The following is a 16,381-nucleotide window of genomic DNA, read 5'->3' as shown; positions in this document are numbered from 1 at the left end:
AAGCAAGAAAGGGACTGCCCTGTTCAGCATGTTCACAAAAGAGGCGGAGATCCAGAAACGGAATGCAACGGCAGTAGGAATAGTCTAGGGTATTGTTTGCAATTGTCACAATATATTGAGAAAATATGAAGGTAAAGGAAAATTATTTAAAAAGGGGGCTGACTCATGGCTAGTAACAGCAATCGAGTTTTAATGAGAAACGAAATACCGGCAGAGTTAACTTGGCGATTAGAAGATATTTTTGCAACGGATGCACAATGGGAAGATGAATTCAAGAAAGTCGCAGAACTTGCCCAAAAGGCATCTAGCTATGTAGGTACTTTAAAGAATGGTGCAGATGCCTTATTAGCTGTATTAACGTATTACGATGAAATATATCAGCGCACAATGAAACTGTATACGTATGCTCATATGCGCTATGATCAAGATACGACGAATAATTTTTATCAAGATATGAATAGCCGAATTCAAACTTTAGCGACAAATATTTCAGCAGCTTTATCATTTTTAACTCCTGAAATTTTATCATTAAGTGAAGAAACAATTGAAAGTTATTTAGTAGAAAATCAAGATTTACAATTATATAAGCAATCATTGAAAGAAATTTCAATGACGCGTCCACACGTCTTACCTGCTGAACAAGAAGCTCTACTTGCTCAAATGGCTGAGGTTACAGGTACAGCATCGAATACATTTAGCATGCTAAACAATGCTGATCTAGTTTTCCCTACAGTGCAAAATGAGGATGGGGAAGAAGTACAGCTGACACATGGTAATTATATTAAGTTTCTAGAAAGTAAAAACCGCTCAGTGCGTGAAGCTGCATTTAAAGCGATGTATGAAACGTATGGTAATTTTAAAAATACATTTGCTACAACATTGACTGGTAATGTAAAAAAACATAATGTAAGTGCTCGTATTCGAAATTACGACTCTGCCCGTCATGCTGCGATGTCCAATAACTTTATCCCAGAAAGTGTATACGATCAATTAGTTGAGACAATTCATAAGCATTTACCAACGATGCAACGCTATATAGCTTTACGTAAAAAGTTATTAGGTGTGGATGAATTGCATATGTGGGATTTATTTACACCACTTGTTAAAGAAGTGGATATGAAAGTTCCATATGAGGAAGCAAAGGATATTTTAGTAAAGGCGTTAGCCCCACTCGGTAAAGAGTATCAGGATATTGTGCAAAGTGGCTTTGATAATCGTTGGGTCGACGTTAAAGAGAATAAAGGGAAGCGTAGCGGTGCCTATTCATCAGGTGCATATGGTACAAATCCATATATTTTAATGAACTGGCAGGACAACGTAGATAATTTATTTACACTAGCGCATGAATTTGGTCATAGTGTTCATAGTTACTATACACGTAACAATCAACCTTTTGTTTATGGTGACTACTCAATCTTCGTTGCGGAAGTAGCTTCTACATGTAATGAAGAACTATTGAATGATTATTTACTAAAAACAATTGATGACCCACAGCAAAAAATCTATTTATTAAACCATTGGTTAGATGGTTTCCGTAGCACAGTCTTCCGTCAAACAATGTTTGCAGAATTCGAACATTTAATTCACCAAATGGATAAAAACGGAGAATCTTTGACGGCGGAACGTTTAACGGAAGTTTATTATAACTTAAATAAGCAATATTTCGGTGAAGATATGGTAGTGGATGAGGAAATCGGTCTGGAATGGGCACGCATTCCGCACTTCTATTACAATTATTATGTGTATCAATATGCTACTGGTAAATCTGCTGCTACAGCATTAAGTAAGCAAATTTTAGAGGAAGGTGCACCAGCTGTAGAGCGTTATATAAATAACTTCTTAAAAGCAGGATGCTCTGACTTCCCAATTGAAGTACTAAAAGCTGCAGGTGTAGATATGAATGTAGCACAACCAATTGATGATGCATGTAAAGTATTTGAACAACGCCTAAATGAGCTGGAAGAATTATTGTTGAATAATTAATAAGTAACGGTGTTCGTTAAAATTTTTGCCATTACTATAACAATTCTTACTTTTGTAAAAGGGGATATAGAGAAAACTCCACTAGTTGAGTAGCGAAGGTGCCGACGCGGCTTACGTGGGTAACCGCGGAAAGCGCCGCCTAGCGGACATCCATAATAGAGAAAGTGTTAGATTGACAGCAATCAATCTAACACTTTTTCTCTTTTGGTTAAGCCTCATCTCAATTAGCAAATTAAAATAAAATTAATAATGTTTTTTTTAGATTTTTAAGTGAAAAAAAGAAGCAATCTTACAAAAATACTGTCTGAAATCGCTTTCTATATGACAAATTTGTGAATCTAAAGCAGGATACATTGCTTAATTTATTATTCCGTGATAAAGTGAATCTTGTGAAATAAATCACAAAACAAACATACACCCCTTTGTTTGAACGTGAACATTTCTCCCATCCCCTTTGTGAAAAAGAGGCGTTTCTATCTGTCGAGGATAGAAGCGTCTCTTTTGTTTTAGTTCTTTCATGCTAGGGATAAAATTTTTATGTGCCATTAGTAGTTTCAATAATAAGCGTCTCATTTACTATAGTTGTGAGAGCAGTCATACTTAATTGCTATGACTATTGATATAATCAAAAAGCTTTTAATAATGTTTTTTGACTTATATCTTCGTCAAACGACAGGAAAATAATTTAACTTACTTAAAAGAAGTTTTGTACTTCCTCATTGAGGGGTAAATACGAACTGTACGTTTGAATCAGTCAAGAAATGAATATTTATTAACTACAGTAAAAGGTCCTAGTACATAGCTTTAATTTTAAAAAAAGATTTTAGTAGGCTAAAAGAAATTTAGACATTATGATGCCAAGGTATAATGAATTCTAGTAGCTAAAAAACTATTTTATAAAAATAAAAAAAGGATAGGGACTCGTCATAAAATGATGGAGTACCTATCCTCTAGGAATAAAAGTATAATTGCATTATTTATTACGCCATAGAGTAGCGTAGTCTGTTTGAATACGTTCTATCTTTTGTTGTAGCATACGTTTTTTTAATTCACGTTCTGCTGCTTGTTCAGTTAATGAATAGATAAAGGCGATATCATTTGTAGAAAGTGTATGGAATCTTGAAAATAACTCTTCAATAGAAGGTAACGGCTGACGTATTAACTGCTCGTTCATCATTTCTTGTAAAATATGTTCATAAACTTCATAGGAATAGCTACCACTAACTTTAAGCCCTTCATCTTCAATGCATTCATTGAAAAATACGATACTAGGTACTTCATCAACTTCCATTTCGCGTTTCATATATAAGTCACATTGGAAGGCACGTGCAGCTTCTTTAGAACCGAAATCTACCACGAATTCATTCATATCCAATTGTACTTCTTCAGCAATTTTTAACAATGTTGCATAGGAATTTACATCCTGATAGTTCAGTACAACATATTCTTGTAATTTCGACAAATAACGAGCGCCTGCACGTTTTCCCTGTAATTCTGCTGCTTTAATGGCAATAGAGGGTAAAACAGGATGATTAATATCTAGCTCTATGCCTGATTCGCAACCTTTCATGCGCTTGCTCAAACAATTCAGCGAAGAAAGTTCTGTACTTAATACAAAGCGCCATGAAAAGTAATGATTGTACTCTAGTTGTAGTTTACGAATGATGGCTTGCATACTAAAAGCTTCAGGACAAAGTGGATCTACGAAAATATACAATTCAATTGGCTTATTGGCAGTAGTTATCATCGGTGTTGGTTCTTGCAACATTTGAATATTATTCACGTAATAATTCCCCCTCATCGTCATTAGGTGTATTAATCATGTGATGAGCTGTTAATACTAAACGTTGGTAATACGTTTCACGGAACTTCCCTTCCAAACCAACCTCATCCATTGCTTCGGCCATACATTCAAGCCATGCTTGGGCACGATCCGGTGTGATGGGGAAATTCATATGACGCGCACGCATCATTGGATGCCCATGCTCTTCTGTAAACAAATTTGGGCCACCTAAATATTGTGTTTGAAATTGAATTTGCTTGCGGGCTGTCTCTGTCAAATCTTTCGGAAAGATTGGCATAAGATCAGGATGCTGTGCAACTCTTTTATAGAACGCATGTATGAGTTCAGAAAGTTTTTCAGCTCCCAGCTCCTCATAAGGAACAGTGTATTTTCGACTCATAAGTAATTGCTCCTTTATTCTTTATAAGAAGTATATTGTAAAGTACAAATCAATATGTTGATGTACAAATTTAGCTAATACTTTGTTGAATAGAAAAATGTGAATAACTTGTGACTACCTTCATTCTATCAACGTCCAATCGTTTACACAAATAAAGAGCTCTTTGGAAGTTTTCGCCAGAAAAACACAAATTTCACCAACGAGGGTGAAATTTGCTGAAAAAGACTGTAATTACAGGCTTTATGCGATTTAAGCTGTGTAGTAATTCATTACTTTTTTGACATAATTCTGCGTTTCTTTAAATGGTGGGATACCATTATATTTTGTTACACGGGAAGCACCAGCATTGTAAGCAGCCAGGGCAAGTGTTGGGTCATTATCAAATTTATCGAGCATTTGACGTAAATATTTGGCACCGGCCATAATATTTTGTTCAGGATCAAGGCTATTTTTAACACCTAAAAATTGAGCAGTCTTAGGCATTAACTGCATTAAGCCCTGTGCGCCTGCATGACTGACCGCTAAAGCATTGAAGTTGGATTCTTGCTTTATAACGGATGCAATAAGTTTAGCAGGAACATTATAAGTAGCTGCAGCCTTTTCAATGATATCTGCGTATTTGTTTGCTCCAGCAAGCGAATTTGCATAGGCAGTTGATCCAATAACATCATCTGATACATAGGAATCAAGACTAGTGTTGGATTGCATCTTTGCTAACGCAGCTTGGATAGAAGCTGGTATATAAACGGAATTTGATCCGTTATAGAGCAATGATTGGAGCGTACTATTAGTTGTGCTAGCAGACATTCCTGTCAAACTACTAAGCTGATCCATGATGTTGGATGAGCTTGAAGAAGACATGCCAAGTAGGCTAGATAGTTTTGCATTGTTCGTTGTTGTCGTATCACTTAGCATTTCATCTATCATATCTGAAAAAATAGAATTGCTATTGGTGAAAGAATTAGCTGAAGCATTTTCTGTAGAACCGAGCGTTTGTAGTGCTTGGATTTCAAGCATTGTTCGCATAGATTGGATATCCAATTAGCTGGTCACCCTTTCATTTTGTACTATTTAGCTATTATTATTTTGTTTCGATGTTTGGAGTGCCTTCATAAAGCGGGCGATTTTTTTATCAGCAATTTGTTTTTTTATATCATATTGCTGTAGAAATTCGTCGAAGATTGCATTTCCTTTTATTTCATCTTTTGATTCATATTCTACCTCATAATCGTCACACTGCAAATAGAAAGAATGATCAAATACGAGAAGTCCGTCTTTATAAGGAATTTCGACACGATCTGTTGTTAAGGAACCAAACACTGCCAACTGCTCTAATGGAATATGGTGTACCGCTAGTCTTTTTGCTACTTCTGGAGCATAAAAACCTTGACCTGCAAGCATCTTTTCAGCTTGTGCAGCAGTCAATTCATCCGTTGTCTCCAAATGACTATGCTCTGCAGACTTCTCTTTTAATGTACATTCATAATAGTTGTCTATTATGCGGATACGTAGCCCACTTTGTAATTTTCGAATAGCATTTGTTGGTGTATCGAAATAGTGATTTATTTGACGATGGATAGCGTTTTTTAGGATTTGGAAATCATGGAGCAGTTGCTCATATTGTTGTTTTGTTAAAACATTTTTAAACTCTATTTCAAGTTGTTGTGCCATGTATCTCACCTTTTTTAGTTTTGTCATTTTGTATTTCAGAAATCCTTCGCATTTTAAGCGAGGATGAAAGCTAGGTATGTGCTCGGTAATGATGCTGAAGCGTTATTGTTTTTTAGCCGAAGATTGCTCGTTGTTTTGTAAATACAACTGCAACTATTTACCCCATATGATAAAATAAGAGGAAGAGAACGACGAAAAGGGGACCACATGTGCGTAAAATATATACGATAGATTCATTTTATTTTGAAAACCAGCAACTTCATTTTAGTTTAAACGACAATAATAAAAATTTACAGTTAAAACCTGCTGCGCAATTAATTGCAGACTCAGATGATTTTGCTTTTATCTATTTACTTGATGCAGGAGAGGACTACCATTACTTGCGATTTCCGATGACTAGTTGGGATAATCTTGTACATATTTTACAAGCTAAACAAAACCCAATGTTAAAAATAAACGAGGAAGTAGTCGAACTTACAAATTTTTACGATGAATTGGAAATGCTCGTGTATAATATTGAAGGAAATTACAATTATGGAGCAGAATTTGTTCAAGCAGTGGAACAACACTTCAAGGCAGTTCTCGCTGAATAAAAAGACAAAACGAACAGTCGGTGTTGCTTTTGTTCGATACCGAATGTCGGGAGGTTTTAGCGATGGGACAATGGGAGATTTTTTTAAGTCCTTATAAACAAGCAGTAGATGAGTTAAAAATAAAATTAAAAGGAATGCGTTCTCAGTTTGGCATTGTCAATGCAAATTCACCAATAGAATTTGTAACAGGACGTGTAAAGCCACTGGCAAGCATTTACGATAAAACATTAGAAAAAGGACTAGCCTTTGAACCTTCAAAGCAACTTGGCGATGAGCTTGGCGATATTGCAGGCGTTCGTATTATGTGCCAATTTGTAGATGATATTTCGACGGTGACAGAGCTCATTCGACAGCGTAAGGATATGCGCGTAGTAGAAGAACGCGATTATATTACGCATAATAAACCAAGCGGTTACCGTTCATATCATATGATTGTAGAATACCCCGTTGAGACCATTCAAGGAAAAAAGGTAGTGCTAGCTGAGATTCAAATTCGTACATTAGCGATGAATTTTTGGGCATCAATAGAACATTCACTAAATTATAAATATAAAGGCATGTTTCCAGAAGAAATCAAAAATCGACTGCAAAGTGCCGCAGAGGCAGCATTCCGGTTAGATGAAGAGATGTCATCCATCCGTAGTGAAATTCAAGAAGCGCAGGCCTATTTTAGTGAGTATAAAGAGGCATCGAATCCTAGTTTACTATCAGAGAAGGAGCGTGACTCACAATGAAATTTTCCATTCAATCACGTAGAGATGCACAATCAAATGAATTAATGGAGCTAGCAAAAACATATTTGCAAGATTTTGGCTTAACATACGATGAAGAAACACCTGAAATTGTTGTTTCAATAGGTGGGGACGGCACGCTATTACATGCCTTTCATCGCTACTCACATTTGCTAGATCAAGTTGCATTTGTCGGTATTCACACAGGTCATTTAGGATTTTATGCGGATTGGAAGCCTTCGGAATTAGAGAAATTGGTGTTATCCATTGCCAAGAAAGATTTTAATGTTGTGGAGTATCCATTGCTGGAAGTTAAAGTAGAGCATCATAATGCAGAATCAAACACGTATTTGGCGTTAAACGAAACGACTGTGAAATCGCCTGATGTTACCCTCGTAATGGATGTAGAGTTAAATGGTAATCAGTTTGAACGGTTCCGTGGCGATGGTCTTTGCGTTTCCACACCTTCGGGAAGCACGGCCTACAACAAGGCGTTAGGAGGCGCAATTATTCATCCAACATTAGCGGCGCTTCAAATTACTGAAATTGCATCGATTAATAATCGCGTCTTCCGTACGGTTGGTTCACCGTTAATTTTACCAGCACATCATCACTGTATTTTACGTCCAGTTAATGATCAAAACTTCAATATGACAGTTGATCATATTCAAGTTACGCAAGGCGATGTAAAATCCATCGCATTTAATGTAGCCAATGAAAGAGTACGCTTTGCACGCTTCAGACCTTTTCCATTTTGGGAACGTGTGCATGAGTCATTCGTTGCAAATGAATAATATTGACAGACGTTTTACATTGCAATTTCTAGCTGAAAAGGACGGTCAACTGTTACGAGATGCATTAGCACAATGGCAAATCTCAAAACGGGCCTTAACAGCTATTAAGTTTGAAGGGGGCTTATTGACGGTCAATGGTATCGAACAAAATGTCCGCTATCCCCTTCATACAGGAGATCGAGTAGAAGTCAAATTTCCCCCTGAGGAGAAAAGTGAAGGCCTCACAATTGAATATGGTAAACTTTCCGTTATTTACGAGGACGAGGCTTTATTAGTGCTTGATAAACCGGCACATCAAAGTACAATTCCATCTCGTGAGCATCCTACGAAAAGTATTGCTAATTATGTTTGTGGCTACTTTGATCAACAAGGTTTAGCTTCTACCGTTCATGTTGTGACAAGACTTGATCGTGATACATCTGGTTTGTTATGTATTGCAAAGCATGCACATATTCATCATTTAATGGGTCTAGCCCAACGCCTAGGTAATGTATCACGTGAATATGAAGCAATCGTACATGGTCATGTAGCGCAGGATTGGCAGTCTATCATTGCGCCCATTGGACGAAAAGATTCTAGCATTATTGAGCGTGAAGTACGTGAGGATGGTCAATTTGCCCATACTGATGTGACCGTATTACAGCGTTTTGCTGTTGATGGGGAGCCACTGACGCATATTCGCTTAAAGTTGCATACGGGACGAACACATCAGATTCGTGTGCATATGAGCTATTTAGGACATCCACTAATAGGTGATGATTTATATGGAGGGAGTCGCAAACTCATTGATCGTCAAGCGCTCCATTGTGTATCGCTGTCGTTACAACATCCACTAACAAAAGACACTGTTTATTGCACTAGTTCTTTAAAGGACGATATGCAACAAATATTAAATAATTGAGGAGGTGTTCGCAAAATCGAGCATCTCCTTATCATTTTTTACTAAAAAAAATTATCTTACTAGCATGTTAACGGCAAAATAAGCAATAGTAGGGTATAGTAAAGTAGAAAGTTGTATGGACTGAAAAAAAGAGTTTGCACAAACAGTACATGCACACTATTATATAAAAGGTAGATTTACGTCACTGGACGTAAAGTAATTTCAACGCTCGGAAGGAGGGGACAAGCATGATAGAGGAAAGAAATGAAAAGGATGATGTGCAATTCGACGAAGCACATTTACGAGGTATGCTCGAAAATAATGATATTAGCGCATTCCGTGATGAGTTTTTAGAACTTCATCCATATGATCAGGCAACGTTTTATGAAAAGGTGGAACCTGATATAAGGAAGATCATCTATTCGTACTTGTCTCCGACGGAAATGGCTGATATTTTTGAGGCAATCGAAATAGATGATGATGAATATAAAGCTTACTTAGCTGAGATGGACCCGGCATATGGTGCAGAAATGTTGTCCCATATGTACGCCGATGATGCTGCAGACGTCTTAAATGAGCTCGATACACAGCAACGAGAAAGCTATTTAGGCATGATGGATGAAGAAACGGCTGGCGAAATTAACGAACTTTTAAGCTATGATGAATATACAGCCGGTTCAATTATGACGACTGAATATGTCGCTATTCCTGAAAACTCTACCGTACGTTCGGCCATGGCAATCTTACGTAAAGAGGCACCAGATGCAGAAACGATTTATTATATTTTTGTTGTGGATGAGGCCCACCGACTGACAGGTGTTATTTCATTACGTGATTTAATTATTGCGGATGAAGATACACTTATTCGCTCCATTATGAATGAACGGGTTGTTATGGTTCATGCGGGTGATGACCAAGAGGAAGTAGCACAAATTATGAAAGATTATAATTTCCTAGCGACACCAGTTATTGATGATAAAGGTGAGCTGTTGGGGATTATTACTGTCGATGATATTATCGATGTTATTGATGAAGAAGCATCTGAAGATTACTCTAAACTAGCGGGTATTTCAGATATGGATAAATTCGATACGAATCCTTGGCAAGCAGCAAAAAAACGTTTACCATGGCTTGTTGTATTATTGTTTTTAGGCATGTTAACAGCCAATTTAATGGGGCAGTTTGAAGATACATTAGATAAAGTGGCACTCCTGGCAGTCTTTATTCCACTTATTTCTGGTACCTCGGGGAATAGTGGGACACAAGCATTGGCGGTTGCCATTCGCGGTATTGCCACAGGTGACGTTGAGGAACATAGCAAGATGAAACTGCTACTGCGCGAGGCAGGTACTGGTATTTTGACTGGTATTGTATGTGGTATTATCGTCATCGGTATAGTATATATATGGAAACATGAATTAATTTTAGGTATGCTTGTAGGCGCGGCGATTTGCGGTTCTATTTTAGTGGCAACAGTTGCGGGATCATTTATTCCGTTATTGATGCATCGCATGAAAATCGACCCAGCGGTTGCATCAGGGCCGTTTATTACAACGTTAAATGATATTACGAGTATTTTAATTTATTTAGGACTAGCCACAATGTTTTTAAGTCAAATAGGCTAAGAACCAATTTCTTCACTTTTGCATATTGTAGGGAAAAAAGGGAAGTGATAATTGTGGAGAAAGAGCCACGCCTATATATAAAATCACCAACTTATTTCTTAAACATTTCTAAAATGCTCCATGAACTTGAATTAGATGAAAGTACGTCTGTTTATGTAAAAGATCAGTTTGAAGACGAGGCGAGTACGGAAGAAACGGTACCTATCCAATTAGAAGAACAAGTAGATGACTATATCATCAAACAGCTTCAATTTTTAGAAAAACCGTTTCGTCAGAAAGCCTATCAGCCTTTATTAATTAGTTTAAAAGATGGCAGAAGACTAAGTGGAACTGCTTCCGAGATGCAAGTGGATTCTCTGTTATTGACTTCTCAGGAATTCAACACACAGGAAATTATTTACTTTGAGGATATTAAGGAAATATTATGGCGCGGAAGACAATTGCCAACATTATAAAAAAAGTGTACAGCAGAGGATGCTGTACACTTTTTTTTATGTGTAGTGTGTCAAAGGAGAAAGACTTAATTACAAATCCCTAAGTCAACATCAGCGATACATTGTACAGCGCAGAAACAAGATAGATCCACAGTGATACAGCTATCAGTACTGTTCCAATCATCTACTTTACAAATTTTCTTCATGTTGATGCAACAGCCGTCACGACTTAATAAATCTACTGTGCTTTCAGTAGAATCATAAGTACATAAAGGTTCTAAAACACGTAAAGTAGCACAGCATTCATCAAACATATCTTCGACACGGAAGAATACTGATGTACAAGTACATGGATCTGCTGATGGGGAATTGAAGAATGCTTTAAATGGTGTACCGTCTTTTGTAATTAACATGAATACTCGTGTATCTGCTGCTGAGCGTGCAGGACTTACGATCCCACCTAGTGGTTCTAAGAAACAGTTTGCTGTACATGGGGAACACTCATCTCGCACCGCTTGATTTTGAATATCTAAAATAGCACGCACTACGTCACAAACGCAGCCTGCCGAATGGATAGGTCCAATAGGATTTGTTGGTTTACCACAACCCATATTGTCACCTCCTTTCCTTCTAACTACTTCTACAATATGTACTTTTGAAAGATGGACTCGGGCTTTCGTTTACTTATTCAAATGAATAGTTTTTTTCTGTGTGGAGAAACTGTGAAGAAAAGGAGGGTAAATACTTGAGGTTATTAAGAATGATGTTGCCTCTTTTAGTCTGTATAACATTTCTGATTGGATGCACGGAAAAAGAAAAATTTATTGTCTATGGTACCCCACAAAATGAAGCAGAGCTTGAAGCGGTAATAAAAGAAGAAAAAGCTGTTGAAAAATCAACGGTAATTCAATATGACGATAAAATGCTCGTAGCCGTGCAGATTAAACCATTAAAAAAATGGAATAAGACTAAATTAGAGGAAAAACTGCAAAAGAAGTTTGATAAAAAATACCCTGACAAAGAAGTCTTCGTATCAGCTGATTATAAAATTTTTTATGAAGCAAATAAAATAAAAAAGAATCAACTTGAAGATAATAAGCTAAGCGATAAAATTACAGAGCTCCAAAAGCTTGCAAAGGAGGAAACATAATGGAAAAAGAGCAATATCAACAGCTAGAGCAAAATATAACACCGACCCCGCCTTACTTAAAAAATGCAGGTAAAGCATTTTTGGTCGGAGGCCTTATTTGTACAATTGGACAGGCAGTTTCTCTTTTTTATATTGTGTTCTTTAACTTTACGGAAGCAACAGCCGGGAATCCAACAGTTGCAACAATGGTCTTTTTTGCAATGATATTGACAGGCCTTGGTTTGTATAAAAGAATTGGTCAATTTGCAGGAGCAGGTTCGGCAGTACCGGTAACAGGGTTTGGTAATGCTGTGATTTCATCAGCAATTGAACATAAATCGGAAGGTCTAGTACTGGGTGTTGGCGGTAACTTATTCAAATTAGCAGGTTCCGTTGTGTTATTTGGCGTAGTATCTGCATTTTTTGTAGCACTTATTAAATATATTCTTGTGACGTTAGGGGTGGTTTCGTGGTAATCATCTTTCCATCAAAACCATCATTGTTAGCAGGCGGTGTTGTGGCAGGACCACTCGAAGACCGAAGTACGTTCAAGCAATATTTTGATACGGTTTATGATGATGAACGTTGGCAAATGGAAACAAATGAACAGGGGCATCGAAAAATGATTGAAGAAGCCTGTGAAATAGCGATGAAAAAAGGTGGCATTACAACGAAAGAAGTGGATTTTTTATTAGGTGGCGACTTAGTCAATCAAATGACTCCCACGAATTTTGCTGCAAGAGAATTAGCGATGCCATTTATCGGTATGTTTTCCGCTTGTGCTACCTCTGTGTCCGCGGTGATCGTAGCAAGCCTTTTAACAGAGCTTGGTGCAGCAAATTTATCGATTGCCGGTGCCTCAAGTCAGCATAATGCAGTTGAGCGCCAATTTCGCTATCCAATCAATTATGGAGCACAAAAACCGCAAACTGCTCAGTGGACTGTAACAGCTGCTGGCTATGCGCTTGTTGGCAAGCACCGTGACGATGCTCCTTCTATAGAAGCGGCAACGATTGGTAAGGTGATTGATTATGGTATGGATGATCCTTTTCATATGGGAGCTGCCATGGCACCTGCGGCCTTTCAAACGATTACGTCACATCTGGAGCAGCGTAAGCAAGAACTTTATCATTATGATTTAATTTTAACGGGTGATTTAGGGCAACTTGGCTTAAAACTTTTGAAAGGTATGTTTGTCGAAAGTGGCATAAAAAATGAGGAGTTAACATTTTTACGCGATGCTGGAGCCGAGTTTTATGGTCAAGATGAAGCCTTTCAATCTGGAGCAAGTGGTGCAGGCTGTTCAGCGGCTGTTTTTTTTAGTTATGTCTTGCAAGAAATTCGAGCAGGCTCATATAAACGAGTGCTCCTTGTGGCGACGGGTGCTCTGCTATCGCCATTATCTTTCCAACAGAAAGAAACGATTCCATGTACGGCACATGCGATTGAAATTACAATGAAATGAGGCAACAGCATGGTTATGACATTTGTATTTGCATTTATTGTAGGCGGTTTATTTTGCGTAATCGGTCAATTATTAATGGATGTTGGTAAATTAACTCCTGCCCATACATTAAGTACGTTAGTTGTTGTTGGTGCCATTTTAGATGGCATGGGTTTGTATGAGCCGCTCATTCATTTTGCAGGGGCAGGCGCGACTGTACCAATCACATCATTTGGTAACTCTTTAACACATGGCGCAATGGCGGAGGCAGAAAAACATGGCTTAGTAGGCGTGTTAACCGGTATGTTTGAAGTAACAAGTTCTGGAATTAGCGCGGCTATTGTGTTTGGCTTTATTGGCGCATTAATTTTTAAACCAAAAGGCAATATTGACTAGACGAATACCCCTCTCTGAACTACAACATTACATATTATAGGTTGTAGAAGGGAGGGGTGCTTTTATGGGATATCAGGGCTGGTGTGCACAACCTTATGGTATGAATAGCTGGAACAATAATTATTGCGGAGGTAATAACAACAACTATGGCTATGGCTCAACATTTGTCTTAATTGTTGTCCTATTCATTCTTCTAATTATTGTTGGCGCTACTTTCGTAAATTAATATTCTAGCTATTAGAAACAGCTAAATTTTTAAGATTATTAGGCTTTAGCTTACTCTGTAAGTCTATAAATAGCTTACCGCATGAAGTTAAAGCCTCCAACAGTTGTCAAATAGACGATTATGTTGAGGTGGAATTGATAGGAGGGGGAACATGCATCGCTCGTTTTTTAATTCGATTGAACAAAAGACAGGCGTATCAATGGATGAAATCTTTGCATTAGCTAATGCAATTCAACATGCTGATTTCACCAATGAGAAACAAGTAAGAAAAATAGTACGCCGTGTAGGCAAAGTGTCTAATAGACAAATCACACAAGAGCTTGAAGATAAAATAGTAAACTCTATTATCCAAGATGGCGCTTCACTAGATTTCGAAAAGCTTGCTAAAATGATGAAATAAGGTAAAGTGCTGATGAAAGCATGCCGAATTAGGTGTGAACAAAAGCTTACAATAGAGAACTATCTTCAAAAACATAAAAAAAGGTGTTACGACTATGCATTTGCATATCGTAACACCTATTATTAAATGTTCTTTTCCATTGCTCGATGCGGTATGCCAGCATCCATAAATTCTGGAGATGTCACCGTATACCCTAGCTTTTCGTAAAAAGGAACTGCATAGCTTTGCGCATGAAGTTTTAATTTTTGTAGGCCGATAGAAATCGCATGATTTTCCATTTCCTTCATTATTAAAGCACCTAATTTTTTGCCTCGCTGGCTTTCTAAAATACATACGCGTTCAATTTTTGCAATATGATCTTCAATGCAACGGAGACGAGCAGCACCCGCAGGTTCACTGCCTTCATACATAATGAAATGTGTTGCAGTTGCATCATGCGCATCACATTCTAAATGAAGAGGGACGCCTTGTTCCTCGACAAATACTTTTTTACGAACAGCAAATGCATCAGCATGTTCTTTCTCTGTTTCAACAATCTTAACGTTATACAAAAGTTATTCAGCTCCAGTCAATCGGAATGTTTCATATGTTGTCCATGACCCATCTTCCAATTGATATAATAGATGAATGCGATCGATACTATCCTTTTCATCAACACCTGTCATGCGGAGCTGTCCAAAAATATCATCATGCTCTGAGTCAGTCATTTTTTGTGCAATTGTAATATGTGGCACGAAAACGTGCTTAGAATCCCCAAAAGGAATTTTTTCTTCAAGTACACGATGGAATGCCTGTAATTGTTCAGTTGGATCAATGCGGAAATAAATCGCATTTGTTGTTGGGAAAAACGAACTAATGCGTGATGCATGAATCTTTAAAGGTGCATGTTGGGAAGCGATGTCATCCAATTGCTTCACGATGGCTTGAATATCCTCTTCCGTTGCATCAAAACTATCTTTTAACGTCATATGCGGTGTAATCTTTGCATAATGAGGATCATACCGTTTGCGATACGTGTTCGCTAAATCTTGCAATTTTTTTGATGGAAATGCCACAATTCCGTACTTCATAGTCCATTACCTCCCGTAAATAAACAATTTTTCTATTTAAGTATAACAGAAAATTCAAAATACGTAATTTGAATCGCCCAACATTAATTGAAATTTTCAATTAATGCACGTCTTAAATCAGGTTTCCAATATTTCCATGTATGATTACCGTCGAACTCTTCATAAAATGTAGAAAAGCCTTTGCTTAACATCAGATTATGCAATTGACGATTTGGGGTTAAAAAATCTTTAATCGTTTTATCCATCGTCACAACTTTATCTTCATTTTTCCCAATGATATGATAAATCGAAATGGCTCCTGGATCTTTAAATTGTTCAACAGTTTTAAGTACATCTTCATCAACATAAGGTGATTGTAAAATAACCTTACCAAAGATGCTTGGATACTTTAACGCAGCCATTAAGGAAGCGGTTGCAGCCATAGAGTCACCAATCACTGCACGACTCATACCCATTTGATATGTTGCATATTCTGCATCTAAATAGGGCACAAGTTCATGTGCTAAAAAGCGCAGATAAGCCTCATGTTGCTCTCCACTTGGAATATATTTTGTACGTCGATCTTGAATATCTTTATATGGAACGAAAGCAATGATTAAATTCTCGATTTCATAGTCATCGATAAGTTCATCGGCTAATTTTGTCATACCTCCAAGTTGGAAATAGTCCTTACCGTCTGAAGCGATTAAAATGTTATATTTGTATAGTGGAGAATAGTTAGCAGGGACATAAATATATAGATCCAATTCCTCCTGCAAAGCTTCACTAAAAAATTTTAAATCTTGTACAGTTCCCTTATCCAATGATGACACTCCTTCATGT

21 protein-coding genes are annotated in these 16,381 nt (G+C 37.4%); 13 read left to right on the top strand and 8 right to left on the bottom strand.

Going from position 1 to position 16,381, the window contains the following annotated elements:
* Positions 1 to 165: 165 nt before the first annotated feature.
* Entirely contained in the window at positions 166 to 1,983 is a 1,818-nt protein-coding gene (gene pepF, locus ACIQXI_RS13255) for an oligoendopeptidase F (protein WP_402925485.1), read from the top strand.
* Between the two features lie 973 nt (positions 1,984 to 2,956).
* Here the strand turns inward: pepF and ACIQXI_RS13250 are convergent.
* The 4 genes from ACIQXI_RS13250 to ACIQXI_RS13235 form a co-directional block, all read right to left on the bottom strand.
* Positions 2,957 to 3,766 (bottom strand): DsbA family protein, encoded by an 810-nt coding sequence (locus tag ACIQXI_RS13250; protein ID WP_402925482.1) that lies wholly within the window; start codon positions 3,764 to 3,766, stop codon positions 2,957 to 2,959.
* The gene (locus tag ACIQXI_RS13245; RefSeq protein ID WP_024362532.1) at positions 3,759 to 4,166 is read right to left on the bottom strand and encodes a globin domain-containing protein; all 408 of its coding nucleotides are present in this window, start codon (positions 4,164 to 4,166) and stop codon (positions 3,759 to 3,761) included. The genes ACIQXI_RS13250 and ACIQXI_RS13245 overlap by 8 nt, the downstream gene beginning before the upstream one ends.
* 249 nt (positions 4,167 to 4,415) lie before the next feature.
* Positions 4,416 to 5,207: a lytic transglycosylase domain-containing protein gene (locus ACIQXI_RS13240; protein WP_402925479.1), complete on the bottom strand. Its 792-nt coding sequence runs from the start codon at positions 5,205 to 5,207 to the stop codon at positions 4,416 to 4,418.
* 30 nt (positions 5,208 to 5,237) lie between these two features.
* On the bottom strand, positions 5,238 to 5,837 hold the full coding sequence (locus ACIQXI_RS13235) for a CYTH domain-containing protein (RefSeq protein ID WP_402925476.1): 600 nt from the start codon (positions 5,835 to 5,837) through the stop codon (positions 5,238 to 5,240).
* Between the two features lie 209 nt (positions 5,838 to 6,046).
* Here ACIQXI_RS13235 and ACIQXI_RS13230 point away from each other — a divergent pair, with 209 nt between their 5' ends.
* The 6 genes from ACIQXI_RS13230 (at position 6,047) to ACIQXI_RS13205 (ending at position 10,915) form a co-directional block, all read left to right on the top strand.
* On the top strand, positions 6,047 to 6,430 hold the full coding sequence (locus tag ACIQXI_RS13230; RefSeq protein ID WP_402925473.1) for a UPF0738 family protein: 384 nt from the start codon (positions 6,047 to 6,049) through the stop codon (positions 6,428 to 6,430).
* Positions 6,431 to 6,492: 62 nt separating this feature from the next.
* Positions 6,493 to 7,164 (top strand): GTP diphosphokinase, encoded by a 672-nt coding sequence (gene yjbM, locus ACIQXI_RS13225; protein WP_402925471.1) that lies wholly within the window; start codon positions 6,493 to 6,495, stop codon positions 7,162 to 7,164.
* The gene (locus ACIQXI_RS13220; RefSeq protein ID WP_402925469.1) at positions 7,161 to 7,955 is read left to right on the top strand and encodes an NAD kinase; all 795 of its coding nucleotides are present in this window, start codon (positions 7,161 to 7,163) and stop codon (positions 7,953 to 7,955) included. The genes yjbM and ACIQXI_RS13220 overlap by 4 nt, the downstream gene beginning before the upstream one ends.
* On the top strand, positions 7,930 to 8,856 hold the full coding sequence (locus ACIQXI_RS13215) for an RluA family pseudouridine synthase (RefSeq protein WP_402925467.1): 927 nt from the start codon (positions 7,930 to 7,932) through the stop codon (positions 8,854 to 8,856). The genes ACIQXI_RS13220 and ACIQXI_RS13215 overlap by 26 nt, the downstream gene beginning before the upstream one ends.
* Before the next feature lie 227 nt (positions 8,857 to 9,083).
* Positions 9,084 to 10,460 (top strand): magnesium transporter, encoded by a 1,377-nt coding sequence (gene mgtE / locus ACIQXI_RS13210; protein ID WP_402925465.1) that lies wholly within the window; start codon positions 9,084 to 9,086, stop codon positions 10,458 to 10,460.
* Between the two features lie 53 nt (positions 10,461 to 10,513).
* The gene (locus tag ACIQXI_RS13205; RefSeq protein WP_402925463.1) at positions 10,514 to 10,915 is read left to right on the top strand and encodes a hypothetical protein; all 402 of its coding nucleotides are present in this window, start codon (positions 10,514 to 10,516) and stop codon (positions 10,913 to 10,915) included.
* A gap of 65 nt (positions 10,916 to 10,980) precedes the next feature.
* On the opposite strand, the gene ACIQXI_RS13200 is transcribed toward ACIQXI_RS13205, so the two are convergent.
* On the bottom strand, positions 10,981 to 11,505 hold the full coding sequence (locus tag ACIQXI_RS13200) for a CotY/CotZ family spore coat protein (RefSeq protein ID WP_402925461.1): 525 nt from the start codon (positions 11,503 to 11,505) through the stop codon (positions 10,981 to 10,983).
* 134 nt (positions 11,506 to 11,639) lie between these two features.
* Here ACIQXI_RS13200 and ACIQXI_RS13195 point away from each other — a divergent pair, with 134 nt between their 5' ends.
* The 6 genes from ACIQXI_RS13195 (at position 11,640) to ACIQXI_RS13170 (ending at position 14,489) form a co-directional block, all read left to right on the top strand.
* Positions 11,640 to 12,044 (top strand): hypothetical protein, encoded by a 405-nt coding sequence (locus tag ACIQXI_RS13195; protein ID WP_402925459.1) that lies wholly within the window; start codon positions 11,640 to 11,642, stop codon positions 12,042 to 12,044.
* Positions 12,044 to 12,499, top strand: a complete 456-nt coding sequence (spoVAC, locus tag ACIQXI_RS13190; protein ID WP_402925457.1) for a stage V sporulation protein AC — start codon at positions 12,044 to 12,046, stop codon at positions 12,497 to 12,499. The genes ACIQXI_RS13195 and spoVAC overlap by 1 nt, the downstream gene beginning before the upstream one ends.
* Positions 12,493 to 13,488, top strand: a complete 996-nt coding sequence (locus tag ACIQXI_RS13185) for a stage V sporulation protein AD (RefSeq protein ID WP_402925455.1) — start codon at positions 12,493 to 12,495, stop codon at positions 13,486 to 13,488. The genes spoVAC and ACIQXI_RS13185 overlap by 7 nt, the downstream gene beginning before the upstream one ends.
* Before the next feature lie 15 nt (positions 13,489 to 13,503).
* A complete protein-coding gene (gene spoVAE, locus ACIQXI_RS13180) occupies positions 13,504 to 13,863 on the top strand; it encodes a stage V sporulation protein AE (RefSeq protein ID WP_402925775.1) in 360 nt (119 codons plus the stop codon).
* A gap of 100 nt (positions 13,864 to 13,963) precedes the next feature.
* Positions 13,964 to 14,089, top strand: coding sequence for a YjcZ family sporulation protein (locus ACIQXI_RS13175; protein WP_402925773.1), 126 nt, complete (start codon positions 13,964 to 13,966; stop codon positions 14,087 to 14,089).
* A 151-nt stretch (positions 14,090 to 14,240) separates the two neighbouring features.
* Positions 14,241 to 14,489: a stage VI sporulation protein F gene (locus ACIQXI_RS13170; protein WP_173478067.1), complete on the top strand. Its 249-nt coding sequence runs from the start codon at positions 14,241 to 14,243 to the stop codon at positions 14,487 to 14,489.
* A gap of 122 nt (positions 14,490 to 14,611) precedes the next feature.
* Here ACIQXI_RS13170 and ACIQXI_RS13165 read toward each other — a convergent pair whose 3' ends face one another.
* The 3 genes from ACIQXI_RS13165 to ACIQXI_RS13155 form a co-directional block, all read right to left on the bottom strand.
* Positions 14,612 to 15,040, bottom strand: coding sequence for a GNAT family N-acetyltransferase (locus ACIQXI_RS13165; RefSeq protein ID WP_402925453.1), 429 nt, complete (start codon positions 15,038 to 15,040; stop codon positions 14,612 to 14,614).
* Positions 15,041 to 15,043: 3 nt separating this feature from the next.
* Positions 15,044 to 15,559, bottom strand: a complete 516-nt coding sequence (locus tag ACIQXI_RS13160) for a YjcG family protein (RefSeq protein ID WP_402925451.1) — start codon at positions 15,557 to 15,559, stop codon at positions 15,044 to 15,046.
* A gap of 83 nt (positions 15,560 to 15,642) precedes the next feature.
* A complete protein-coding gene (locus ACIQXI_RS13155; protein ID WP_402925449.1) occupies positions 15,643 to 16,362 on the bottom strand; it encodes an alpha/beta hydrolase in 720 nt (239 codons plus the stop codon).
* Between the last annotated feature and the right edge of the window lie 19 nt (positions 16,363 to 16,381).

This window comes from Lysinibacillus sp. NPDC097195 (assembly GCF_044762075.1).
In the GTDB taxonomy this organism is placed as follows: domain Bacteria; phylum Bacillota; class Bacilli; order Bacillales_A; family Planococcaceae; genus Lysinibacillus.
This window is presented reverse-complemented; position numbering and strand designations above follow the sequence as displayed.

Excerpts from the sequence above, each read along its gene's own strand:
- pepF (WP_402925485.1), top strand. The coding sequence starts at position 166 with ATGGCTAGTAACAGCAATCGAGTTTTAATGAGAAACGAAATACCGGCA.
- ACIQXI_RS13245 (WP_024362532.1), bottom strand. The coding sequence starts at position 4,166 with ATGAGTCGAAAATACACTGTTCCTTATGAGGAGCTGGGAGCTGAAAAA.
- ACIQXI_RS13235 (WP_402925476.1), bottom strand. The coding sequence starts at position 5,837 with ATGGCACAACAACTTGAAATAGAGTTTAAAAATGTTTTAACAAAACAA.
- yjbM (WP_402925471.1), top strand. The coding sequence starts at position 6,493 with ATGGGACAATGGGAGATTTTTTTAAGTCCTTATAAACAAGCAGTAGAT.
- ACIQXI_RS13220 (WP_402925469.1), top strand. The coding sequence starts at position 7,161 with ATGAAATTTTCCATTCAATCACGTAGAGATGCACAATCAAATGAATTA.
- ACIQXI_RS13215 (WP_402925467.1), top strand. The coding sequence starts at position 7,930 with ATGAGTCATTCGTTGCAAATGAATAATATTGACAGACGTTTTACATTG.
- mgtE (WP_402925465.1), top strand. The coding sequence starts at position 9,084 with ATGATAGAGGAAAGAAATGAAAAGGATGATGTGCAATTCGACGAAGCA.
- ACIQXI_RS13200 (WP_402925461.1), bottom strand. The coding sequence starts at position 11,505 with ATGGGTTGTGGTAAACCAACAAATCCTATTGGACCTATCCATTCGGCA.
- spoVAC (WP_402925457.1), top strand. The coding sequence starts at position 12,044 with ATGGAAAAAGAGCAATATCAACAGCTAGAGCAAAATATAACACCGACC.
- spoVAE (WP_402925775.1), top strand. The coding sequence starts at position 13,504 with ATGACATTTGTATTTGCATTTATTGTAGGCGGTTTATTTTGCGTAATC.
- ACIQXI_RS13175 (WP_402925773.1), top strand. The coding sequence starts at position 13,964 with ATGAATAGCTGGAACAATAATTATTGCGGAGGTAATAACAACAACTAT.
- ACIQXI_RS13170 (WP_173478067.1), top strand. The coding sequence starts at position 14,241 with ATGCATCGCTCGTTTTTTAATTCGATTGAACAAAAGACAGGCGTATCA.
- ACIQXI_RS13160 (WP_402925451.1), bottom strand. The coding sequence starts at position 15,559 with ATGAAGTACGGAATTGTGGCATTTCCATCAAAAAAATTGCAAGATTTA.